20 protein-coding genes and 1 pseudogene are annotated in these 22581 nt (G+C 39.0%); 14 read left to right on the forward strand and 7 right to left on the reverse strand.

Translation table 11 applies throughout. The annotated features are described in order from the left end of the window. Positions 1–163: 163 nt before the first annotated feature. On the reverse strand, positions 164–787 hold the full coding sequence (locus tag ACTJJG_RS11845) for a TIGR00730 family Rossman fold protein (protein WP_002062375.1): 624 nt from the start codon (positions 785–787) through the stop codon (positions 164–166). A gap of 326 nt (positions 788–1113) precedes the next feature. On the opposite strand from ACTJJG_RS11845, the gene ACTJJG_RS11850 reads away from it, so the two are divergent. The 6 genes from ACTJJG_RS11850 (at position 1114) to ACTJJG_RS11875 (ending at position 9683) form a co-directional block, all read left to right on the forward strand. Next, positions 1114–2703: a TerC family protein gene (locus ACTJJG_RS11850; protein ID WP_032070648.1), complete on the forward strand. Its 1590-nt coding sequence runs from the start codon at positions 1114–1116 to the stop codon at positions 2701–2703. A 72-nt stretch (positions 2704–2775) separates the two neighbouring features. Next, positions 2776–3243, forward strand: a complete 468-nt coding sequence (locus ACTJJG_RS11855) for a YchJ family protein (RefSeq protein WP_005065674.1) — start codon at positions 2776–2778, stop codon at positions 3241–3243. A 45-nt stretch (positions 3244–3288) separates the two neighbouring features. Next, on the forward strand, positions 3289–3933 hold the full coding sequence (locus tag ACTJJG_RS11860) for a trimeric intracellular cation channel family protein (RefSeq protein WP_002121256.1): 645 nt from the start codon (positions 3289–3291) through the stop codon (positions 3931–3933). 82 nt (positions 3934–4015) lie between these two features. Beyond that, positions 4016–5335: a niacin transporter NiaP gene (niaP, locus tag ACTJJG_RS11865; RefSeq protein WP_005065676.1), complete on the forward strand. Its 1320-nt coding sequence runs from the start codon at positions 4016–4018 to the stop codon at positions 5333–5335. Positions 5336–5486: 151 nt separating this feature from the next. Beyond that, positions 5487–7706 (forward strand): DNA topoisomerase IV subunit A, encoded by a 2220-nt coding sequence (gene parC / locus ACTJJG_RS11870; protein WP_005065677.1) that lies wholly within the window; start codon positions 5487–5489, stop codon positions 7704–7706. A gap of 297 nt (positions 7707–8003) precedes the next feature. Continuing rightward, positions 8004–9683, forward strand: coding sequence for a long-chain-fatty-acid--CoA ligase (locus ACTJJG_RS11875; protein WP_002121274.1), 1680 nt, complete (start codon positions 8004–8006; stop codon positions 9681–9683). Between the two features lie 40 nt (positions 9684–9723). Here ACTJJG_RS11875 and ACTJJG_RS11880 read toward each other — a convergent pair whose 3' ends face one another. Beyond that, positions 9724–10116, reverse strand: a complete 393-nt coding sequence (locus tag ACTJJG_RS11880) for a hypothetical protein (protein WP_005065679.1) — start codon at positions 10114–10116, stop codon at positions 9724–9726. A gap of 106 nt (positions 10117–10222) precedes the next feature. Here ACTJJG_RS11880 and ACTJJG_RS11885 point away from each other — a divergent pair, with 106 nt between their 5' ends. Together ACTJJG_RS11885 and ppa are read left to right on the forward strand one after the other, a co-directional pair. Then, positions 10223–10621 (forward strand): MAPEG family protein, encoded by a 399-nt coding sequence (locus ACTJJG_RS11885; RefSeq protein ID WP_005065682.1) that lies wholly within the window; start codon positions 10223–10225, stop codon positions 10619–10621. Positions 10622–10748: 127 nt separating this feature from the next. Next, positions 10749–11273 (forward strand): inorganic diphosphatase, encoded by a 525-nt coding sequence (gene ppa, locus ACTJJG_RS11890; protein ID WP_002121243.1) that lies wholly within the window; start codon positions 10749–10751, stop codon positions 11271–11273. A gap of 106 nt (positions 11274–11379) precedes the next feature. Here the strand turns inward: ppa and ACTJJG_RS11895 are convergent, their stop codons facing one another. Then, the gene (locus ACTJJG_RS11895; protein WP_002121245.1) at positions 11380–12666 is read right to left on the reverse strand and encodes an OprD family outer membrane porin; all 1287 of its coding nucleotides are present in this window, start codon (positions 12664–12666) and stop codon (positions 11380–11382) included. A gap of 736 nt (positions 12667–13402) precedes the next feature. Here ACTJJG_RS11895 and ACTJJG_RS11900 point away from each other — a divergent pair. Together ACTJJG_RS11900 and ACTJJG_RS11905 are read left to right on the forward strand one after the other, a co-directional pair. Further along, a complete protein-coding gene (locus ACTJJG_RS11900) occupies positions 13403–13591 on the forward strand; it encodes a hypothetical protein (protein WP_002121272.1) in 189 nt (62 codons plus the stop codon). A 38-nt stretch (positions 13592–13629) separates the two neighbouring features. Next, positions 13630–14442 (forward strand): TorF family putative porin, encoded by an 813-nt coding sequence (locus ACTJJG_RS11905; RefSeq protein WP_002121202.1) that lies wholly within the window; start codon positions 13630–13632, stop codon positions 14440–14442. 41 nt (positions 14443–14483) lie between these two features. On the opposite strand, the gene ACTJJG_RS11910 is transcribed toward ACTJJG_RS11905, so the two are convergent. Both ACTJJG_RS11910 and ACTJJG_RS11915 read right to left on the reverse strand, forming a co-directional pair. Continuing rightward, a complete protein-coding gene (locus ACTJJG_RS11910) occupies positions 14484–15362 on the reverse strand; it encodes a dihydrodipicolinate synthase family protein (RefSeq protein ID WP_005065685.1) in 879 nt (292 codons plus the stop codon). Between the two features lie 15 nt (positions 15363–15377). After that, positions 15378–16154: an aldolase gene (locus ACTJJG_RS11915; protein ID WP_005065687.1), complete on the reverse strand. Its 777-nt coding sequence runs from the start codon at positions 16152–16154 to the stop codon at positions 15378–15380. Between the two features lie 111 nt (positions 16155–16265). Here ACTJJG_RS11915 and pdxR point away from each other — a divergent pair, with 111 nt between their 5' ends. Further along, positions 16266–17699 (forward strand): MocR-like pyridoxine biosynthesis transcription factor PdxR, encoded by a 1434-nt coding sequence (gene pdxR / locus ACTJJG_RS11920; protein WP_005065689.1) that lies wholly within the window; start codon positions 16266–16268, stop codon positions 17697–17699. A 24-nt stretch (positions 17700–17723) separates the two neighbouring features. Here pdxR and ACTJJG_RS11925 read toward each other — a convergent pair whose 3' ends face one another. Together ACTJJG_RS11925 and ACTJJG_RS11930 are read right to left on the reverse strand one after the other, a co-directional pair. Beyond that, the gene (locus tag ACTJJG_RS11925; protein ID WP_005065691.1) at positions 17724–18269 is read right to left on the reverse strand and encodes an NADPH-dependent FMN reductase; all 546 of its coding nucleotides are present in this window, start codon (positions 18267–18269) and stop codon (positions 17724–17726) included. A 103-nt stretch (positions 18270–18372) separates the two neighbouring features. Continuing rightward, a pseudogene (locus ACTJJG_RS11930) lies at positions 18373–19023 on the reverse strand (ATP-binding protein); the annotation flags it as partial. 114 nt (positions 19024–19137) lie between these two features. Between ACTJJG_RS11930 and ACTJJG_RS11935 the strand changes: the two are divergent. The 3 genes from ACTJJG_RS11935 to ACTJJG_RS11945 are packed head-to-tail and all read left to right on the forward strand — an operon-like array spanning position 19138 to position 22567. Continuing rightward, the gene (locus ACTJJG_RS11935) at positions 19138–19833 is read left to right on the forward strand and encodes a heteromeric transposase endonuclease subunit TnsA (RefSeq protein WP_032047828.1); all 696 of its coding nucleotides are present in this window, start codon (positions 19138–19140) and stop codon (positions 19831–19833) included. Then, the gene (locus tag ACTJJG_RS11940) at positions 19830–21719 is read left to right on the forward strand and encodes a Mu transposase C-terminal domain-containing protein (RefSeq protein WP_032047827.1); all 1890 of its coding nucleotides are present in this window, start codon (positions 19830–19832) and stop codon (positions 21717–21719) included. The genes ACTJJG_RS11935 and ACTJJG_RS11940 overlap by 4 nt, the downstream gene beginning before the upstream one ends. Further along, positions 21716–22567 (forward strand): TniB family NTP-binding protein, encoded by an 852-nt coding sequence (locus ACTJJG_RS11945; protein WP_000073961.1) that lies wholly within the window; start codon positions 21716–21718, stop codon positions 22565–22567. The genes ACTJJG_RS11940 and ACTJJG_RS11945 overlap by 4 nt, the downstream gene beginning before the upstream one ends. Positions 22568–22581 lie beyond the last annotated feature (14 nt).

Genomic DNA, 22581 nt, shown 5'->3' on the forward strand with positions numbered 1-22581 from the left:
AAAATTAACGTTTTGGTCTAGTGTAAAACAAATTGAATTTAAAAGAAGTAAGCCAATGTTGAATACCCCTTTACTAAATCCAAGTTCTTTTGAAGGCAGAGGTGAAAATAGTTAAAACAAAAAAAGCGGCAGAACCGCTTTTTTAAATAGAGTAGGGGAACAACTAGACAACAAATCTTTTTGGCATTTTTAAGTTTTTAATGACGTTATAAATTTGATCAACATCATCACATACAATTAATTTAGCTCGGTGCTGAAGGGGAAGGAAACCTTCTTGAACTGCATGGTCTAATTGGGCAATAAGTGCGTTATAAAAGCCATTTACGTTATATAAAATCATAGGCTTTTGATGTTGGTTGAGTTGGCCCCAAGTGGCTATTTCCAATATTTCTTCAAATGTTCCTAAGCCACCCGGTAACGCAATAAATGCACTTGCGCGCTCTGCCATCATGGCTTTACGTTCATGCATGGTTTCTACGACATGTAATTCAGTTAGGCCTGCATGTGCGACTTCATAATCAAGCATAAATTCAGGGATCACACCGACAGCTTCTCCGCCGTTTGCGAGAACGCTCTCTGCGACTTGTCCCATTAAACCGATACTGGCACCGCCATAGACTAATCCAAAGCCTTGTTCAGCGATTCCATGAGCAAGTTCAATTGCTTTTTCTCGGTAGATTGGGTTATTTCCTGCACGTGAACCACAATATAATGCAATAAGAGGTTGTTTTGTTTTTACAGCTGTTATTGGTGAATCATTTACTGCCATTGTTAATACGCTATTCATTGTTTTATTTTTACCTTATCACGTTCATATTTCTTGTCTACAGTAAGCAAAAGATATGACAACTTTATAAGCAGATTTATAAGAAAGATTCATGTTTTGTATGGGTTTGGTGAATGCTGGTCATGAACAAATAAAAATGATGAATTTATGTTAAATCTTGCCTATACTAAAAATTCGTTTAACAACATATGAACAAATATGGGTAGTGGTTGTAGTCGCTCCGTTTTAATTTCTTGTCTTAAAAAAACATTTTCCCCCCTTTGTATAGGCGCGCCTGTTGTGTTGCCAAATAAAGATAAAATCCAAACAACACAGGAGCAGGATCAATGATCTTTGAATGGATGTCTGATCCCTCTGCTTGGGTGGGTTTAGCAACTTTAATCGTTCTTGAAATTGTATTGGGGATCGATAACCTCGTTTTTATCGCGATTTTGGCTGAGAAATTGCCGCCAGAGCAACGAGCTAAAGCACGTATAGTCGGTTTGGTACTCGCATTAGGAATGCGCCTTGTACTCTTAGCCTCGATTGCTTGGGTCGTGACACTGACTGAGCCACTCTTCCATATTTTTGATCATCCATTTTCTGGTCGTGATTTGATTTTGTTATTCGGTGGTGTGTTCTTATTATTTAAAGGCACCATGGAATTGCATGAACGGATGGAAGGAAAACAACTTCATAAAGAAGATAATCCTGTTCATGCTGCATTCTGGATGGTTATTGTCCAGATTGTTGTGCTTGATGCTGTATTCTCGTTAGACAGTGTGATTACAGCTGTAGGTATGGTGAAAGAGCTGTCAGTGATGATGGTTGCGGTTGTTATTGCTGTCGGAATCATGTTGTGGGCATCAAAACCACTCATGGACTTCGTCAATAAACATCCAACAGTTGTCATTCTGTGTCTTGGCTTCTTGATGATGATCGGTTTCTCTTTGGTGGTGGAAGGCTTTGGTTTCCATATTCCGAAGGGCTATTTATATGCTGCAATTGGCTTCTCGGTTTTGGTAGAAGTTATCAATCAGAGCATGCGTCGCAATCAGGAAAAGCTAGTTACCACTACAGATTTACGTTATCGCACTGCCTCTGCGGTTTTACGTATGTTAGGCAGTAAAAATAGTAGTTCTTCAGATACTCAATCTTCTGATAAAGAAGATGTATTAGCGACGCAAGCTTTTGCTGATGAAGTTTTTGACGAAGAAAATGGTGCTTATCACAGTGTGCTTGTACAAGGTGTGCTTGGTTTATCAGAGCGTCCTGTAAAATCTGTTATGACTCCACGCCCTGAACTTGAGTGGATTGACTTAGACGATGAACCTGAAGTTTTAAAAGAACGTTTAATGTCGATGACACATTCTCGTTTGATCGTTGCACGCGGTGAACTTGATAATATTGAGGGTATTGCACTTACGCATAAAGTTTTAAACAACTTTATTGAAACAGGTGTAGTTGATTTCCAAAAGCATCTACGTGAACCTGTGATTGTGCATGAAAATGCTCAAGTGCTTATGGTGATGGAGCAATTGCGTCAAGCACCTTTACAAATGGCTATCGTATTAAATGAATATGGTTCCATCGAAGGTATCGCAACACCAATTGATATCTTAGAAGCGATTGCTGGTGAATTCCCTGATGAAGATGAGTTAGACGCTGCTGCTGAAAGCTTGGCAGACGGTTCATTAATGCTTGAAGGTTCAACTGATATTCGCCATGTATCACTTTTATTAGGTCGTGATCTCGTTGACGAAAGTGAACAGTATTCAACTTTATCGGGCTACTTGTTATTCCATTTAGGCCGTTTACCGGAAAATGGTGAAGCTGTTGAGGCAGACGGTTATCGCTTTGAAGTGATTACGATGGAAGGTCATAAAATTGAGAAAGTTCATATTGTTTCTATCGAACAAGATGAATCAAAAGATTAAATGACGTTTTAAGTCTAGAAACATCATAAAATAGCTCAACTCTGAGCTATTTTTTTATTTGAGACACACCAAATGACCCAACAAACTTGTCCATGTGGAAAAGGCCGCTATATAGAATGTTGTGAGCCTTTACATTTAGGCACAGCCAAAGCACTAACGGCAGAGCAGCTTATGCGTTCACGTTATAGCGCTTTTGCATTACAGCAAATTGATTATATTGTGCAAACGACTGCTTTAGGTCAGCAAACAGCTCTTGATAAAGATGCTATCGCAGAGTGGAGCAAACAAAATCAATGGTTGGGTTTAGAGGTGGTTAACGCCAACGAAAAATTAGATAAAACTCATGCACAGGTTGAGTTCAAGGCTCATTATCATGATGGGCAAAAAGCTCAAATTCACCACGAGGTTTCACATTTTGTTTATCACCAGCAAAAATGGTTTTTCCTCGACCCAACGGTCGATATGCAGGTCACCATGAAACAACCTTGTATATGTGGTTCAGGAAAAAAATTTAAGCAATGCTGTGCACAATTTCTGTAAGTTTATCTTAAAATACGCCCACTGTTTGGCCTGAGGGAAAGGGCGATGTTACTCACCGTTATTTATATTATTGCGATTACTGCGGAAGCCATGACAGGAGCATTATCTGCTGGTCGACGGAGTATGGACTGGTTCGGTGTCGTACTGATTGCCTGTGTGACTGCTTTAGGTGGTGGTTCGGTGCGAGATGTATTGCTTGGTCACTATCCTTTAACTTGGGTAAAACATCCTGAATACTTAGTTCTGACCTGCTGTGCTGCATTTGTCACGATTATTATTGCCAAATGGATGCGTCATTTACATAACATCTTTTTGGTGCTCGATGCTTTAGGCTTGATTGGTTTTACGATCATTGGTTGCCAGATTGCCTTACAAATGGGACATGGTTTTGTCGTCTCAGCAGTAGCTGGAGTGTTGACTGGAGTATCTGGTGGTATTTTACGTGATATTTTATGTAACGATGTCCCGTTCGTTTTCCGCCGTGAACTCTATGCGAGTATCTCTTTTGTGGCAGTCATCTGTTACTGGGTTTGTCAGGATTTAGGATTAAGCCTAGAGTTAACCGTTATTTCAACTTTAATTTTTGGCTTTACCTTACGTCTGATTGCAATCTATTTTGGCTTAGAAATGCCTAAATTTATTTATAAAGATGATGATGCAGAATCGGCTTCTTCAACTGACGAACATTAATCATGCAGAATTCGATGTGAGCATGATATAACAATTAAATATATTGTCTTGCTCACTTATTTTTTCCAGTAGAGTTTTTCCTATGGATCTGGTTTCACGTATACAAAATCTTCCAATTGGCAAATTTCACTACACATTACTGTGGGTGGTTGGTTTAGGTTGGATGTTTGATGCGATGGACACCGGTATCATTGCTTTTATCATGACAACGCTTGTTAAAGACTGGGCATTAACACCAGCCGAAAGCGGTTGGATTGTGAGTATTGGTTTTGTAGGAATGGCTATTGGAGCTGTTTGCTCAGGAGCTTTAGCAGATCGCTTTGGCCGCAAGACAATATTTGCAGTTACCATGGCCATCTATAGTATTGCGACTGCCTTATGTGCTTTTGCTCCAGATTTGAAGTGGTTATTAATTTTCCGTTTTATTGTTGGTCTTGGGCTTGGTGGACAGTTACCCGTTGCAGTGACATTGGTGAGTGAATATATACCTGCCCATGTACGTGGTCGTTTTATCGTCCTACTCGAAAGTTTTTGGGGTTTGGGCTGGTTAGTTGCCGCACTCATTTCTTATTTTATTATTCCTAAATTTGGTTGGCACATTGCATTTCTTATGGGTGGCCTCCCACTGATTTATATTTTAGTAATTTGGAAAAAACTCCCTGAATCCATACCTTACCTGATTAACCGTGGACGTGTTGAAGAAGCACATGCATTGGTTCAAAAATTAGAAGCTCAAGCAGGCGTTCAAATTGTTCACCATATTGAAGTCGTGCCTGTAGCCATGCGACAAAAAGTCTCTTTTAAACAACTTTGGAGTGGTCAATTTGCTCGCAGAAGCTTAATGCTTTGGCTCATCTGGTTTGGAATTGTGTATTCCTACTACGGGATCTTTACATGGCTGCCAAGTTTATTAGTGAAACAGGGCTATGACATCGTTAAATCTTTTGAATATGTTTTGCTTATGATTTTGGCGCAGCTACCAGGCTACTTGGCAGCGGCATGGTTTGTAGAGCAGTTAGGTAGAAAAATTACACTCGCTGCATTTATCGGGTTTTGTGCGTTGTCTGCATATTTCTTTGGACAAGCCGATAGTGTAAATAGCATTATATTTTGGGGTTGTCTCATGTCCTTCTTTAATTTGGGTGCATGGGGAGTGTTATATACCTATACACCAGAGCAATATCCAGCCAACATTCGGGCTTTTGGTTCGGGCTGGGCATCGGCAATGGGCCGTTTAGGTGGAATTTTGGCGCCGATAGTCGTCACTCATATGATGGTTTCCAAAAATGGATTTAGCCATGTTTTTATGATGTTTACTATTGTTTTACTTTTGGTTGCAGCTGTAATTTTAATATTAGGTGAAGAAACCCAAGGTAAAAGACTAGAGTCGATAGGTCTCTAGTTTGCCTAACTTTATAGCAAGTAACTAAAAATATAGAGAGATGAGACATAATTTGACGCTCAGGTGACAGAGTCCCTCTTGTGTCTGTAACATAGCCCACTTAGCATAAGACTCACTTAAAATAACGACTGATTTGGAAGATAAGCTGACTATGACCAGCCTTGCGCATCAAGCGACAGAAAACCGCTCTGTGGCCGAATTTACTGAACAGGCTTACCTGAATTATGCCATGTACGTCATTATGGACCGTGCATTGCCGCATATCAGTGATGGCTTAAAACCTGTACAGCGCCGTATTGTCTACGCCATGAGCGAGTTGGGCTTAAAAAGCAGTGGTAAGCCAAAAAAATCGGCCCGTACTGTAGGTGACGTACTAGGTAAATATCATCCTCATGGTGATTCGGCATGTTATGAAGCCATGGTGTTGATGGCTCAGCCGTTTAGTTATCGCTATCCTTTGATTGAAGGTCAAGGGAACTGGGGTTCACCAGATGACCCTAAATCCTTTGCAGCGATGCGTTATACCGAGGCAAAACTTTCTGCCTACAGTGAGTTATTACTAAGTGAGTTAGGACAAGGCACGAGTGAATGGCAAGATAACTTTGATGGTTCATTAAAAGAACCGATTACTTTGCCAGCACGAGTTCCTAATATTCTGCTGAATGGTACAACTGGTATTGCGGTTGGTATGGCGACTGATATTCCGCCACATAATTTGCGTGAAGTGATTAAAGGAACAATTGCCTTAATTCGTAATCCGCAAACATCAGACGAGAAATTGGCTGAATATATTCCAGCGCCAGATTTACCAACCAAAGCTGAAATTATTACTCCGCCTGAAGAATTACTCAAAATCCAGACGACTGGACGTGGTAGTTACCGCATGCGAGCGGTTTATACCATCGAAAAAAATGAAATCGTGATTACCGAATTGCCGTATCAAGTATCGGGTTCTAAGGTGATCACTCAAATTGCCGACCAAATGCAGGCCAAAAAGCTACCATTAGTGGTGGATGTGCGTGACGAGTCGGATCATGAAAACCCAACACGACTCGTGATTGTACTTCGTTCTAACCGTATTGATGCTGAAGCGGTGATGAGCCACTTATTTGCGACTACCGATTTAGAATCAAGCTACCGTGTTAATTTAAACATGATTGGTGAGGATGGTCGTCCTCAGGTTAAGTCGATTCGACGTATCTTGCTTGAGTGGATTGAGATCCGTAAAAAAACGGTTACTCGCCGTTTGGAATATCATTTAAACCGAATTGAAAAACGTCTACATATTTTGGCAGGCCTTTTAATTGCTTATCTCGATATTGATACGGTTATCCGTATTATTCGTGAAGAAGATCAGCCTAAACCTGTATTGATGGACCATTTCAAAATTGATGAGATACAGGCAGAAGCAATTTTAGAACTCAAGTTACGTCATTTAGCAAAACTTGAGGAGATGGAAATCCGTCAAGAACAGGATGAGCTCTCAGCAAAAGCAGCGATTATTCGTGAACAATTAGAAAACCCAGAATCTTTAAAAAACCTGATTATTGGCGAATTAAAAGAAGATGCGAAAAAGTTTGGTGACGAACGCCGTTCTCCAATTGTTGCACGTGCTGAAGCTGTTCAAATTAGAGAACAAGATTTAATGCCGGCTGAAGCAGTAACGGTAGTTTTATCTGAGGCGGGATGGATTCGTGCTGCAAAAGGTGCGGATGTTGATGCAGAGAATTTAAACTATCGTGCTGGTGACCAATATTTAAGTCATGCGGTGGGTAAAACCAATCAACGAATTTATTTCCTTGATGAGACAGGGCGTAGTTATGCCTTGCCTATTAGTAGTTTGCCATCAGCAAGAGGTTTAGGCGAGCCATTAAGTTCGAAACTTGCTCCTGCAAGTGGAGTCGCGTTTATTCAGGTCTATTTAGATGATGAAGAGTCAGAACTTATTGCTGCTAGCTCATCAGGTTATGGCTTTAAAACTCAAGTCAAACAGTTAGATACTAATGCCAAGGCAGGAAAAAGCTTCTTGTCGGTACCTGAAAAGTCAAAAGCGCTACCGTTAATATCTGCCCAAAACATGACACATTTGGCTGTACTCAGCTCAGCAGGTCGACTCTTGATTATTGATTTGTCAGAACTGCCAAATTTAAATAAGGGTAAAGGTAATAAGTTGATACAACTTGAAGCGGAAGAGCAGATTTTATCCATGACAACCCTGAACTTAGATGAAATAATTCAGGTGGTTGCAGGTCAACAACATCTAAAACTAAAAGGTGATGATCTACAGAAATACATGGGTAAACGAGCTTCAAAAGGGCACCTCTTACCACGTGGATATCAAAAAGCAAATAAACTGTTGATTCAGAGATAAAGCTAGCGTCGAGCAACATAAATACGCTATATATGGCAATAAGTTCAAGCAATGAACTGAACTTATTGGTATTGGATAATGATTAAAAGGACAGCAATTTGGAGTACGCAATTTGTACTCCATGCAAAAAATTTGACAGGGTCAAATTGTCAAAACTTCTGTCTCATAATCTTGTTCGAAAGTGTCATGAATGTGCCAATAAGTTTTAAATATGTTCTGGCACCAAGAAGCTAAAGAATAGCTGGGGCATTGAATAACAGTTATTACTAAGGATTACGAATCGGAGATAATGGCATTATGGAAAAGATTTGGTTTGCAGAATACCAAAAAACAGGGATTCCAGAAACAGTAGCATTGCCTGCGGAAAATACCTCTCTTGTTGATATTTTTGAGAGTAATTTCCAAAAATTTGGTTCTCGTGATGCCTTTATCTTTATGGATAAAGCGATGTCATTTAACGAGTTGGAACTTGCAAGCCGTAAGTTCGCGACCTATTTGCAAAATTTGGGGTTAGCAAAGGGAACTCGTGTGGCAGTGATGATGCCAAACGTATTGCAATATCCTGTAGTTGCATTAGCTGTGTTACGTGCAGGCTTAGTATTAGTGAATGTAAACCCACTTTATACTGCGCGTGAGCTTGAGCATCAATTAAATGACTCGGGTTCAGAAGTACTCGTGATTATCGAAAACTTTGCCAGTGTTTACCAAAGCATTTTAGGTAAAACTCCTGTGAAGCATGTTGTAGTTGCGACAGTAGGAGATATGCTTGGTACGCTTAAAGGTACATTAGTAAATTTTGTATTACGTAAAGTACGTAAGCAAATTCCTGCTTGGAATATTCCAGGGTACGTTAAATTTAATACAGCATTAAATAAAGTAAGTCCGAGTAATTATAAGCGTCCAAATTTAACTTTAAGTGATACTGCCGTGCTTCAATATACGGGTGGTACTACAGGTGTTTCAAAAGGTGCGGAATTAACACATCTTAATTTGGTTGCCAACCTTTTACAGTGTGATGGTATCTTCCAAAGTAAATTTGGTGCAAATGATGGTGCTAAAGGCGACCGTATTGTTTGCGCATTACCGCTTTATCATATTTTTGCGTTCATGGTTTGCGCGATGTACGGTATGTATAAAGGTCAGGCAAATATCTTGATTCCGAACCCACGTGATTTACCAGCGGTAATTAATGAATTACGTAAATATCAGCCATCATTCTTCCCAGCAGTAAATACATTATTTAATGCTTTAGTAAACAATGAAGAATTTAAACAACTTGACCATAGCAATTTAAAAATGGCGATGGGCGGTGGTATGGCAGTTCTACCTTCTACAGCAGAAGCGTGGAAGAAGATTACTGGTACAACCATTATTGAAGGTTATGGTTTGTCTGAGACTTCTCCGGTAGCGACTGCAAACCCTCCTGCATCTACTGAATTTAGCGGCACTATTGGTATTCCGTTACCTTTAACTGAAGTTGCTATTTTAGATGATGACGGTAAAGAAGTTGCCTTAGGTGAGCAAGGTGAAATCTCTATTCGTGGTCCTCAAGTCATGAAAGGCTATTGGAAGCGTCCTGATGAGACTGCGAAAGTCATGACTGCAGACGGTTTCTTCCGTACTGGTGATATCGGCGTTATGGATAGCCGTGGATATACTAAAATTGTAGACCGTAAAAAAGATATGATTTTGGTTTCTGGCTTTAACGTTTATCCAAGCGAAATCGAAGAAGTTATTGCTAAACATCCAAAAGTATTGGAAGTTGCAGCAATTGGTGTTCCTGATGAAAAATCAGGTGAAGTGCCAAAACTCTTTATCGTGAAAAAAGATCAAAGCTTAACGACTGAAGAAATTTTGAACTTTGCTAAAGAAAACTTAACAGGTTATAAACGCCCTCGTTATGTTGAGTTTATGGATGAATTACCTAAATCAAACGTAGGCAAAATCTTACGTAAGGACTTACGTAAGCCAGCCTAAAAAGTTAATAAAAAAGCGCCTTAGGGCGCTTTTTTTGTTTTTACATTTTGTTGTGGCTTTTCATAAACCAGCGGTCTATGTAAGGACGACCAATTCCTACCATCCCAACAAAAACTAGCATTGTGCCCAATTGCAAACGCAAATGAGTTAAATCGAGCTGACCATAACTTAAATAATTATCTACTAGGCAATATAGGGTAATCACAATTAACCAATGCCATAAAGGAAGCCGTTTAATACCGACTGCAATAAAAGTAATTGTTAAAATAACAAAGGTGCCCAATGTCGATTGCCAATTTAGATTTGCACAAATCACACTCAATAAAAAAGCGACAATAGGAAATACGATTTTTAATATACGGTCTACCTGAAGCTGATTTTGTTTTTGCTTGTCTAAGACGTCAAACAATTCTTTTTGATCAGGTTGTTGCATACATGGCCCTATTAATCAGTGATGACAAGTGATTGCATAAAATTTCAGGTAAAAACGCAATGTTATGATAGCATGATCAACAGTATTTTCAGTGATGGATGGCACTATGCAGGGCATCAGCGGCATTATCTATATTATTTTAGTGGCATGTTTGCTGCCATACGCATTTACCGTAATTGCAAAATTTACAGGTGGTTTTCAGCCCGTCGATAATCAAAACCCAAGAGCTTTTTTGGCTAAAACAACAGGTCTTGCTGCTCGCGCTAATGCCGTACAACAAAATAGCTTTGAAAGCCTACCTTTATTCTTAACTGCTATTTTAATGGCTGAATATATGGTTGTTCCGGAATATTTTATTCTGAGATTAGGTTGGGCATATATTATTTTAAGAGTTATTTATGGTATTTGCTATTTAAGTAATTGGGCAACTTTGCGCTCGATTGTTTGGTTCTTATCTATATTGTGTCCAATCTTATTACTTGTGGTCACGATTAAACTGACTTGAGTGTCATTCTGTCATCATTCATATCAACTTTCGCGTGTGCCCATTGTATAATCGGCATCATTTTGATGATATCCACGCTATAATCGAGTGGATTTTACATCTGACTTCATAACGAAAGAGTATTGATATGAGTTACAGCAATATCCCAGCAGGTAAAGATGCGCCAAATGACATCTATGTCATTATTGAAATTCCTGCAAATGCAGCACCAATTAAATATGAAATCGATAAAGATTCTGATGCATTGTTCGTAGACCGTTTCATGGGTACAGCAATGTTCTATCCAGCGAACTATGGTTATGTTCCAAATACTTTGTCTGAAGATGGCGACCCATTAGACGTACTTGTTGTAACTCCTCATCCTGTTGCTGCTGGTTCAGTCATTCGTTGCCGTCCAGTGGGCAAATTAAATATGGAAGATGACGGTGGTATTGATGCGAAATTAATCGCTGTTCCACACGAAAAATTATCTCCACTTTATAAAGACGTGAAGGAATATACAGATCTTCCTCCGTTATTGATTAGCCAAGTTGAGCATTTCTTCAGTCACTATAAAGATTTAGAACCAGGTAAGTGGGTAAAAATCAGTGGTTGGGAAGGTGCTGATGTTGCTAAAGCCGAAGTATTAAAAGCAATTGAAGCTGCTAAATAAGCTTTAATTTATAAGCTCAGAATGTCTCAATTGATATTTTGAGCTTAATAAAAAACCTACATCTGTTACCAGACGTAGGTTTTTTTATGCTTGATAGATTTGTGAATTAGAATAATTTCACAGGAATATCAAGGAATAAACGCCATTCATTGGTATCACCAATGTACGCACCTTGGTATGAGTCGCTTGCACGATAATACGAGTTACGGATACGGAGGCTTGCATCTTTAGCGAAACCACTTTGAACTGTGTATTTCACTTGGTTAAAGAACTCACGTTCTTGAGCATCATCAGTTACATTTTTAACTTTGATGTCCCAACCATATACAAATGCAGTTGTCCAGTTTAGACCAGGTAATACACCTAATTTACCAAAATCGAGACTGTACTGGATTTGTGCAGATTTTTCATCATTACCGATGAAGTCAGACATGTAAGAGTTTGGCAAATAGATACTTTGGAAGCCGTCAGCATTTTGACCATAGTCATAACCAACATTACCGCTGTTTTGTTGGTAAGCAACCATGATGTTATGTGGGCCCGTATTATAAGCCGTAGAGATAGCCCAAATGTTATTTTGACGATTAGATAGATCATCAGTAGTTTGAGAATAAGTAAAAGCACCTTCATCAAACTTAGTATGATAACCGCTGAAATCATATGTTAATGAACTGTCATTCGCCAATGGCTGTTTAAAGTTCACATTTACATAATGGCGATCAAGCTTATTCTTGCTGTCTAAACCATAGTAAGATGCATTTAAATTATCATCAAACTTGTATTTAGCACCCCACACAATTGCACGATCAAGACCCTTACCATTTACGTCAGCATCGGTATTGATTTGATCAGACATTTGGTTTTTAGTAAATTTACCAGCAACAACTTCAAGATTCTTGATTTCATGGCTAGTTAATAAAGTACCTGTAAAATATTCAGGAACCATACGTCCAGTATTACTTGCAAGAACAGGTAGGTCGAGTACTTGAGTACCGTAACGTACTGTTGTATTCGAGAAACGTGCTTTAACGCTACCACCACCACGAGCCCAGTGATCATAAGCGGAGCCATCATTATGTAATGGGATCATTTGGTTACCGGCATTTTTATTTTCACCGATCTTAAATGAACCATCACCCACAGCGCCAACACCGAAACCAATAATACCAGGGGTAAAGCCAGAATCAATACTTACAATTGCTGATTGAGCAAATGAGCTAGTATCTTTTGCGCCCTGTTTTTTGTCACGGTTGATGTAACCTGTACGGAAGAGAATAGAACCGTTCGCATCTTCAACAAATCCTTTTGCCTCACTTTGCTCGCTTGCCTGAGCTGAGGAAATTATTGCCGCAGAAATGAGAACTGCTAATGTAAGTTTTTGTGCTTTTAGCATATTTAAAGAACCTCATAAAAACGATAAATCCTGTGCCTTGTTATTGTTCAGGGCCTAGGATTTCCATCAATTGTATAAGTAATCTGTAAAAAAGATATATTTTTGTTCATTTTATTTTATATATGCTATGCAGGATTTGATTAATGTGGTAGGGGTTGTTTAATAAATTTATAATTCGTCTTTTATACTTAATCTATTGTTTAAAATAAAAAAAGTAATTTAATTTTTAGTGGATTTTTACCATTTATTTTGTATTTAAAGTTCAAAAAATAGTTGATTCTTGTGTTCATTTTTTACTCTTTTTTGTTGGATATGTTTACTTTTTAATCTTATTTTAAGTTTCTTTTTTCATCACTTTTATTTTTATACCCTTTAAATTGTTACTATATAACGTTATTTTAAAAATGGAATGTACAAAAATAGATCACTACTGGCGGATAACAAAATATGTTTAGATTGATCAAATTTAGTGCAATAAATTGCTTGTATTTTGTGCACTACTCTTTTTATCCATATTATTGCTTAAAAAAGACCCAAAATAGTACATCTACTTTAAACAAGTAATAAATAAACAAATCCAATGAGTAGAAATGCGCAATCACAGATCATTACAAGCATTGTCTTCCAGAAATTTACATACTTTTTATATCTCGCCTCTAAGATTAAATAGAAAATTTATGTGCAACAAATGAATACTTCACGCCTCGCTCATTAATTTCCGATAAGGGGTTTTCGTATGTTTAGTATTTTTTATCGCATAAGAATTTTATTTTATCGCTATGTTTTTTATGGATATATTTTTATAAAAATTACCCAGAAATTTTATAATAAAGTGAGTTTGATCTCAAAATTAATGAAGAGAACTGATAGCAAATTCGTACTTGGCACAGCAATTGCTAAAGCTCAAGTAACACAATTTGTTTAATTCCTATAAATCGTGCGTTCATTGTGGGGGAGATCAAAATGATGAAATTTGCACTTAAGGCAGTAACTCTTGGTATCTTTGCAGCAGGGTCAACTATGGCTATGGCTGAAGATGCTCCATCTTTTTATGGAATCACGGCAACAGGTAGTGTGGCAGCGACCACAGACTACCGTTTCCGTGGTGTTACCCAATCGTCAAATAACCCAGCTATTCAAGGTGGGTTCACCTTTTCTCATAAGTCAGGTGCTTATGTTGCGCTTTGGGGGTCAAGCGTAGACTTTAATACACCTGGCGTTTCAACTGAAACCGATATCTCTTTAGGTTATACAAATACATTAAAATTGTCTGATACGCTTGCACCAACGTATGATGTGGGTGTAATTCATTATGGCTATATTGGTTCTGACTCAAAATTTACTAACCCATACAATGGTGATACTGGCTTCGACTTCACCGAATTTTACGGAAAATTAACGTTTGCAGACTCTTTGTTTAAAGGTGATGCACTTAGTGTGGGCGTAAGCTATTCAGATGATTACTGGGGCCACTCTGATGAGTTCTGGTATTTCAACGTTGGTTATTCAGCACCAATTGCAGATACAGGATTTACTGGACTTGCTTCAGTTGGTTATAACAAACTCAAAAACAAAGATTCTTTACTTGTAGTTGCAGGTGGGCCAGGTGAAGACGATAGCTATATCGATTATAAAGTTGGCGTCAACTATAACATTTTAGGTATTGTTGCTGAGCTAGATGTTGTTGGTACAGACATTAGTACTTCTGGTATGACTGATGCTCAGAAAAAACCTTATGACACAGGTTTAGTGTTTAGTTTAACTAAAACATTCTAAGTTTGAGTTTTAAAAAAGCGGGTGAGTAACCCGCTTTTTTATTAGTTTTCTATTTCAGAAAATAGCTGTTTTAACTGGTTAAGCTCAATATCCGTAGCTTTAGATAATGGCTTGCGTGGTAAGCCCGCAGAGACACCTTTTAGTTGTAAACCAGCTTTAATCGTTTTAGGTAAACCACCATTTACAATAAAGCGTAGTAGAGGAAGTTGCTGATAAAATGAATTTTGGGCGTGTTCCAATTCACCATTTTTCACATGTTCAATAAGCTGTTGAGGTCGCTGACCTAACAGGTTCGGTGCTGCTGTACACCAACCGCTTGCTCCCGCACATAAAGCTTCTAAAGCTAGAGGGTTACACCCGTTATAAAAAGGGAGTTCTCCTTTTGATAGCTCATAAATTTTATGCATGCGCTGAATATCACCGCTACTTTCTTTCACCATCGTAATATTTGCAATGCTATTAAACATACGCACAATTAACTCTGGAGACATATCAACACCGCTAGTCGCGGGGTTGTTATAAATCATAATTGGTAGAGTAGTTTCTTTGGCAATTGCTTGATAATATTCAAAAACCTCTTGGTCTGTTAGCTTCCAATAAGATATAGGAATCACCATAAGTGCATCTGCACCATAGCTTTGCGCGATTTGCGCCTTTTTGATGGCTTGATCCGTCGTGAGTTCTGAAATTCCAATAATGACAGGCACGCGTTTATTAATACTTTCAATTGAAGTTTTCGCGACTAAGCACCATTCATCCCATTCAAGATAAGCGCTTTCGCCTGTACTGCCTAAAGGCGCAATCGCGTCGCAACCGTTTTCAATAAGCAAATCCAGCATCTGTTTTAAAACAGGAAGATTAATGGTGTTTTCATCAGAAAATGGGGTAACAGGATAGCCAATAATGCCGTTTAGTTTCATGGTGGAAATCTCTTTTTAAATACAGTCAGAATGTTTTTTCAAAGCTTTACGTGCGTAGTAGGTAAAGTTCACTTTGTTGCGTTTATCGGTAGAAACCCAGTCATGAGCTTCTTTTGCTAAAGCATGGGGGATGGGCTGGATTTGTCCGGCAGACATGGCTAGCAGTTGCAGTTGAGCTGCTCGTTCAATTAAAAGAGCCAAGTTGCAGGCTTCTTCAATGGTTTTTCCTGTAACCAGTTGGCCATGATGAGACAACAAAACAGCACGGTTTTTACCAAGCGCAGAAGAAATCAAAATACCTTCTTCATTACCTACAGGGACACCTGGCCAATGACCTACAAATGAGCAGTCTTCGTAAAGTGCACAAACGTCCATTTGGGAAATCATAAGTGGAACCTGTAGCATCGATAGGGCTGCTACATGGGTAGGATGAGTATGGATAATGCAGTTCACTTCTGGATGTTCTTTATAAATCCATGTGTGAAAACGATTGGCTGGGTTTGCCATTCCTTCTTGGTTGATAGGTTCTAAATCTTGATTCACCTCAAGTAAATTTGAGGCAGTAATTTCATCAAAACCTAAACCAAAACGTTGGGTAATAAAGGACTCTTTATTTTCACTACGGCAGGTAATTTGGCCTGCTAAACCAGCATCATGGCCATGGTCAAATAAAATACGACAAGTGAGTGCAAGCTTTTGACGATCAGTTAAATCTGAGTCGCTAATCCACTTTTGCATGTCTTGCTGTGCATGTTGCATCAGGTCTTGTTTGTTTACAGCAGCAGTTTTCATCTCTTCTCCAGTCCAGTTGACCAAATTAAGTAGGTGAAGGCAGAATAGAAAACAACTGGGTTAATAAATACATCCAGTTTATATAAGTTGTATGGTCCAGATGGAGCAAATATGCTAAGACCTTGGCAAGTAAATTTTCGTATCGATGAAAGAGAAGAAAAAACGGTTTTTCTAAAACTGACTAACTTGATTAGTCAGGAAATTTTATGTGGCCGTTTAGTGCAGGGGACGATGCTGCCGGGGTCTCGTAGCTTGTCAAAAGAACTAGGAATTAATCGAAAAACCGTACAAGCAGTCTATGAAGAGTTAGAGGCACAAGGATGGCTTGTGACCCGTCCCCGAAAAGGCACATTTGTGGCGGATGTTTTGCCGGAAAAACAGCTTCAAATAGAGCCAGTATCTGAGCGAACAGTTAATGATAAACCAATCACTCAAGAAGTGATTCAACGCCCACATAACGATGGTGTGCCAGATCCGAGGCTTATTCCCTACGAACTATTTTCGCGGGCATACCGGCATGCACTGATTAAAATTACGCAAAACCAGTACATGGGATATGGTGACCCACGAGGGATGGTTGAGCTAAGACAGGCTTTACAACAAATGTTGTCAATGGAACGTTTTATGAATGTTGCTGAAGATGAGATTTGTATTGTACGTGGTAGCCAGATGGGAATTTTTCTTGCCTCTCGAGCATTACCCAATCGGCAGGGCGTTATCGTTATTGAGGAATTGTATTATCCATCTGCTTTTAAAGCATTTCAATCAAATGGCTTTCAAGTGGTTTCTGTCAAATTAGATGAACAAGGTATCGTCATTGACGACCTAAAACGGATTTTACAAGAACATTCGGTTGCTGCTATTTATACAACTCCACATCATCAATATCCTACAACTGTCACCATGACCATGTCTCGCCGTCTTCAACTCTTAGAGCTTTCAAAAAAATGGGGGTTTCACATTATTGAAGACGACTATGACCACGAATTCCACTATGACAGCCGGCCTATGCCACCCTTAGCAAGTTTGCCTCATTCTGAGTTGGTCATTCATGTAGGTTCATTGTCTAAGGTCTTTGCACCCGGTGTCCGATTGGGATATATGGTAGCGTCCCCAACAATCATTCAATCCATTACTGAAGATATTTTATTGATTGATCGGCAAGGCAATAACATTACGGAACTTGCTTTAGCAGATTTAATGCAGCGAGGGGAGATCAAGCGACATATCCGTAAAATGAAAAAAATATATCAACTACGCCGAGACCATGCATTAACTGAGTTCAATCGAATTTTTGCAGAGAGTGTTCAGATACAGCCACCCGCAGGTGGAATGGCTTTGTGGGTGAAATTCCAGAAACCATTTACTCAAGATCAGCTTATGAAATTAAAAGAACTCAACATTGATACAGAGCAGAAGTTTAAACAGGGGGAGCCTTCTAACCATTGTGTTCGTTTTGGCTTTGCTGCTTTATCAGAAAAGGAAATCACTGCTTTAATCGAGAAGCTAAATGAGATTCTTAATAAAAGAACAGTGAACTCATAATCCGCTCTTTTATTTTAAGAAAGTTCACTCTAATTCATTTCTACATTTTTGAATCTCTGAGACAAAGGTAAGCAGAAAGGGAGTAATTTGTGACTTATATTTTTCGGTTTGTAGCATCTCGCTAATTTGTTCAGGAGATTTGCCGATGAGAGAAATCCTTAAAAATAAATCTTCAAAGAAATTGCTACTAACAGTCGACAATACTCTTCTTAAAGAAACTAGCATGTCGTCGCCGCGGCTAGATGCATGAACCAGGACAATAGGTATATCTATAATTTCGGTACGGGAAACCATCCAATCAATTGCATTCTTGAGACCACCTGGAATACAACGGATATATTCTGGACTTGAGATGATAATGCCATCTGCATCAGAAACAGATTTGATGAAATCTTCCACTACAGTAGGCGTTTTTTCTCCTTCATTATCTGGAGAAAAGACAGGCAGATTATTAATATGATCAAAAACTGTCAATTCAATGTCGGACGGTGCTATATCCTTCATTGCTCTTAATAGAGCAGTATTTGTAGATTCTTTTCTTGCACTACCTGAGATAGCCAAAATTTTCATAGCATCCTCTTTACTTGTATTAATACATAGGGAGTAATAAATTCTCTTATTAATAACTTCTATAAATATTAAAAAAGCGGACTCATCATCCGCTGTTTTTATTTTAAGAATGATTGCCTCGATAAGAGAGCGCTTCTGTAAGATGAGGACTTTGGATCATCTCACTTTGCGCCAAATCGGCAATGGTACGAGCAACCCGTAAAACACGATGATAAGCACGAGCCGACAGATTCAAACGTTGTTGAGCCATTTCAATCATTCGTTGAGAAGTACTATCAAGTACAGCATATTGCTCAAGTTGTTTCGGTGAAAGTGCTTGATTTAAACAATCTTGTCTTTGCATTTGTTGTTTATAAGCATAAATCACACGCTGTCTTACAGCCGTAGAGTCTTCAGCAGGCGTTGGATCTTGCAGTTCTTGAGCTTTTAAAGGCGGTACATCAATATGTAAATCGATACGGTCAAGTAATGGTCCTGATATACGGTTTTGATAGCGCTTAATACTCTCTGGCGAACATTGGCAACGGCTGTCTTGATTAAACGCATAACCACATGGACAAGGGTTCATTGCTGCAATGAGCTGAAAGTTTGCAGGATAGGTAATTTGCCGAGCTGCACGTGAAATAATGATTTCTTTTGACTCAAGCGGCTGACGTAAGACTTCTAGAACTTTTCTGTCAAACTCGGGGAGTTCATCTAAAAACAAAACGCCTAAATGAGATAAGGTAATTTCACCCGGTTTAGGATGTGAACCGCTGTCATTTCCAAAGAACTATGCGACAATATGAGCTAGGGTCAATGACTTAGACTGCCTTTTACAAATAACTATGCGACAAATTTTATAAAGAACTATGCAACGGAACCCAGAATGAACAATCAATCATGCGACACCGTTAACATCGTACCAGCTCGAAGAAAAATTGGTAATACACGGATTAGTGTATCTGGTTTATACCCTTTTAAAAAAGATTCGGCAGTGGCCTTTGAATCAACACTGGAACGCGATTTTCTCATTCGATTAGAGGTTGACCCTAATGTTCTTGCTGTTGAATCTCAACCCTTTACGATTGAGTATTTTGATAATGGGCAGAAACGAGTTTACACCCCTGACTACCTGGTAACTTATAAGCATGATGATTTTCTTCCATTTATTGCACCTAAACTGGTTGAAGTAAAACCTACAGATGAATTGCAACTTAATTTACATCTATGGAAAGCTAGATATCGTGCTGCCATGAGGGTATGCAAAGAAGAGGGTTGGAAATTTCATATTGCACATGAGGGTCGTATTCGGGACCAGTTATGGTCGAATGCCATGTTTTTACAAAAGTACCGAAAGATGGAATTTCCCCCTGCTGATTCAAAGCACTTATTGGATTATGTGAGAGATCGAGAAGTAGTAACTTTTGAGACTCTATTAGCCAGACATTTTCTTGGCAAATGGGACCGAGCAAATGGAATTAGTCAAATCTGGTATTTAGTTGCTCATGGTTATCTGGTTTGCGATTTAAGTGCACCTTTACAGCCATCTACTGAACTCTGGGTAAGTGGGAGTTTGTCATGAATGATAGACGTGTGAATATCAAAATAGCTGCTGGGGAACCTGTTCAGATAAAAGGGATTCCTCATACGATTATTGAAGTCATTGACCTGAAATCAGTTTTTGTTGAAAACAATAATACAGGTAGGAAAAATATTGCGGCTATCAGTGAATTAAGGCCGTCAATAGCTGTGGAACAGCATGAAGATCTAGAGCTCATCGCTGATAAAGACTGGATTGAGGCTGAAAGACGTTTCAACATCATCCGTCCTTTCATTGAGGGAGGCGTGAGTGGTCGTAAGGAAGTAGAGTTACGAGCCCAAGAACATGATATTAATCCAGCCACTATCTATAGATGGTTAAAAATCTATAAGGCATATGGAACTATTGATGGATTGCGGCCCAGAAAAGAGGGATTGCCACAAGGCAAGAAGATAATTAATAAACATGCTGAAGCAATCATTGAAAAAGCCATCAAGGATTTATACCTAACTAATCAAAGAATAAGTGTTCAAAAAGTTGTACTTGAAGTGAAACGCTTATGTCATGAATACCATATCCTAGAGGTGCCTCATGCCAATACAGTAAGAAATCGTATTGCAGCGATTAGCCAGAGAGACTCTCTTCGTAAGAGGGGACATAAGGAAAAGGCCGATAACAAATTTACACCTGCCGCAGGGAAATTCCCTCATGCTGATTATCCACTTGCCGTCGTACAGATTGACCATACGCCTGTTGATCTTATTCTGGTTGATGATTTTAGCAGGTGTCCTATAGGACGACCTTTTCTTACGTTGGCAATTGATGTGCGTTCAAGGGTAGTTGTGGGATATTACTTATCATTAGATGCCCCCTCTGTTATGTCTATTGCAATGAGCGTTTCTCAAGCTGTACTGCCCAAAGAGAAATGGCTAGCTTCGCGCAAGATTCAAGCTGAATGGCCTGTCTGGGGAATTATGAACACCATTCATGTCGATAATGGACCTGAGTTTCACTCAGAAACTTTCAGAAATGCTTGTATGGCACATGATATTCGTCTGGAATACCGACCAGTTAAAAAACCACGTTTTGGCGGGCACATTGAACGTTTGATGGGAACATTTGCAACCGATATTCACGCAGTTCCAGGAACAACTTTTTCAAATATTTTTGAAAGAAAAGGCTATAACTCAGATGCGGAAGCAGTTTTCACATTCTCCGAATTTGAGGACTGGCTGATTGATTTTATCTGTAATGTTTACCACAAAAGGAAACACTCTGCTTTAGGTACTTCTCCACTACATGCTTTTGAGTTAGGTATCTTTGGTGATAAAAACACGTTAGGTTCTGGGGCTGCTAGATTGCCTGCAAATGATCATAATTTCTTTCTTGATTTTCTACCAAGTTTTGAAAGGACGATTCAAACAACAGGTGTAACAATTGATGGTCTTGCTTATTATGCTGATGTACTAAGAGGTTGGATTAATGCTGTAGACCCTGATAATCAAAAGGAAAAACGTAAATTTATCTTTAGGCGTGATCCAAGAAATATTAGTGAGATATGGTTCTTTGATCCCGAAATCAAAAATTATTTTAAGGTTCCTTTAGCGGATCAAAGTATTCCACCATTTAGTATTTGGGAACACAAAAAGATTCAGGAACTGAAAAAGGAAACTGGCGAATATCTAAAAGATCATGAACTTGGACAGGCTCTAGCTAAACTTCGGGAGCGTGTTCAGGAGGCAAGTACTAAAACTCGACGGGCTCGCAGATCACATCAGCGCAGTACCCAACATCAACAGAGTGTTAACCCTGCTTCAATTCAGGGCAAAAAACCTCAACAAGAGAGTACGATTTTGGAGCAACAGCTTGAAAACGTATATGGTTTATTGCCTCTCGATGAGCTGGAAAATGATGAGGATATTTCATGAGTAACTATTCACATGTTTTTCAAGAGTTTCGCCCTATTGTGGAACAGTCTAATGAGGACAGACTCTACTTCCTGGAAGAGGACCGATGGATTGGGTATCCAGCAGCCAATGACTTGTTAGACCAATTGAAAGGATTCCTGACACTTCCTAAGCGGAGCCGTATGCCCAACTTACTGGTATTGAGTAAGCCAAATAATGGTAAAACCTCAATTATTAACCAGTTCTTTAAGCTGTATGGGGAGGGTTATGTCAATGCAGAAAATAATGCAGTAAAACCTGTAATCATTGTACAGGCACCTGTTTCCCCTGATGAAAAAGCTCTGTATATGGCTATTCTTGATAAGTTCTGGGTTCCTTTTCGAGAAAGAGATCCCGTTGCGAAGCTACGTTACCAAGTGGTCCATTGCCTTAAACTTTATGAGGTAAAGCTCCTCATTATCGACGAAATGAATTCTCTATTATGTGGCAGTCCGATTAAGCAAAGAACAGTAATGAATGCGATTAAGTATTTGTGTAATGAAACACAGATACCCATTGTTGGGTTTGGTACAGAAGAAGCAATTAGTGTTCTGCGTACTGATCCACAGCATGTCAGCCGTTTTCGTGTGGTTAATTTGCCCTTATGGAAACTAGATAAAGACTTTCAAGCTATGGTAAATAAATTTGAGAAAGTTCTTCCCCTCAAACAGGCTTCAAAACTGGCTGAACCAGCAACAGTAAAATATCTGCATGATATTACAGATGGAAACTTAGGTAATCTGCGAACGATTTTACGGGACGCCGCAAAGAAAGCTGTTGTTTCTGGTCAGGAGTTTATCGACCGTAGCTTGCTAGAAAGTGTGAAATAAGCAATGTGGAGGAC

Source organism: Acinetobacter sp. 22512 (assembly GCF_052044755.1).
Lineage (GTDB): Bacteria > Pseudomonadota > Gammaproteobacteria > Pseudomonadales > Moraxellaceae > Acinetobacter > Acinetobacter pittii.

Excerpts from the sequence above, each read along its gene's own strand:
- ACTJJG_RS11845 (WP_002062375.1), bottom strand. The coding sequence starts at position 787 with ATGAATAGCGTATTAACAATGGCAGTAAATGATTCACCAATAACAGCT.
- ACTJJG_RS11850 (WP_032070648.1), top strand. The coding sequence starts at position 1,114 with ATGATCTTTGAATGGATGTCTGATCCCTCTGCTTGGGTGGGTTTAGCA.
- ACTJJG_RS11855 (WP_005065674.1), top strand. The coding sequence starts at position 2,776 with ATGACCCAACAAACTTGTCCATGTGGAAAAGGCCGCTATATAGAATGT.
- ACTJJG_RS11860 (WP_002121256.1), top strand. The coding sequence starts at position 3,289 with ATGTTACTCACCGTTATTTATATTATTGCGATTACTGCGGAAGCCATG.
- niaP (WP_005065676.1), top strand. The coding sequence starts at position 4,016 with ATGGATCTGGTTTCACGTATACAAAATCTTCCAATTGGCAAATTTCAC.
- parC (WP_005065677.1), top strand. The coding sequence starts at position 5,487 with ATGACCAGCCTTGCGCATCAAGCGACAGAAAACCGCTCTGTGGCCGAA.
- ACTJJG_RS11875 (WP_002121274.1), top strand. The coding sequence starts at position 8,004 with ATGGAAAAGATTTGGTTTGCAGAATACCAAAAAACAGGGATTCCAGAA.
- ACTJJG_RS11880 (WP_005065679.1), bottom strand. The coding sequence starts at position 10,116 with ATGCAACAACCTGATCAAAAAGAATTGTTTGACGTCTTAGACAAGCAA.
- ACTJJG_RS11885 (WP_005065682.1), top strand. The coding sequence starts at position 10,223 with ATGCAGGGCATCAGCGGCATTATCTATATTATTTTAGTGGCATGTTTG.
- ppa (WP_002121243.1), top strand. The coding sequence starts at position 10,749 with ATGAGTTACAGCAATATCCCAGCAGGTAAAGATGCGCCAAATGACATC.
- ACTJJG_RS11895 (WP_002121245.1), bottom strand. The coding sequence starts at position 12,666 with ATGCTAAAAGCACAAAAACTTACATTAGCAGTTCTCATTTCTGCGGCA.
- ACTJJG_RS11900 (WP_002121272.1), top strand. The coding sequence starts at position 13,403 with ATGTTTAGTATTTTTTATCGCATAAGAATTTTATTTTATCGCTATGTT.
- ACTJJG_RS11905 (WP_002121202.1), top strand. The coding sequence starts at position 13,630 with ATGATGAAATTTGCACTTAAGGCAGTAACTCTTGGTATCTTTGCAGCA.
- ACTJJG_RS11910 (WP_005065685.1), bottom strand. The coding sequence starts at position 15,362 with ATGAAACTAAACGGCATTATTGGCTATCCTGTTACCCCATTTTCTGAT.
- ACTJJG_RS11915 (WP_005065687.1), bottom strand. The coding sequence starts at position 16,154 with ATGAAAACTGCTGCTGTAAACAAACAAGACCTGATGCAACATGCACAG.
- pdxR (WP_005065689.1), top strand. The coding sequence starts at position 16,266 with ATGCTAAGACCTTGGCAAGTAAATTTTCGTATCGATGAAAGAGAAGAA.
- ACTJJG_RS11925 (WP_005065691.1), bottom strand. The coding sequence starts at position 18,269 with ATGAAAATTTTGGCTATCTCAGGTAGTGCAAGAAAAGAATCTACAAAT.
- ACTJJG_RS11935 (WP_032047828.1), top strand. The coding sequence starts at position 19,138 with ATGAACAATCAATCATGCGACACCGTTAACATCGTACCAGCTCGAAGA.
- ACTJJG_RS11940 (WP_032047827.1), top strand. The coding sequence starts at position 19,830 with ATGAATGATAGACGTGTGAATATCAAAATAGCTGCTGGGGAACCTGTT.
- ACTJJG_RS11945 (WP_000073961.1), top strand. The coding sequence starts at position 21,716 with ATGAGTAACTATTCACATGTTTTTCAAGAGTTTCGCCCTATTGTGGAA.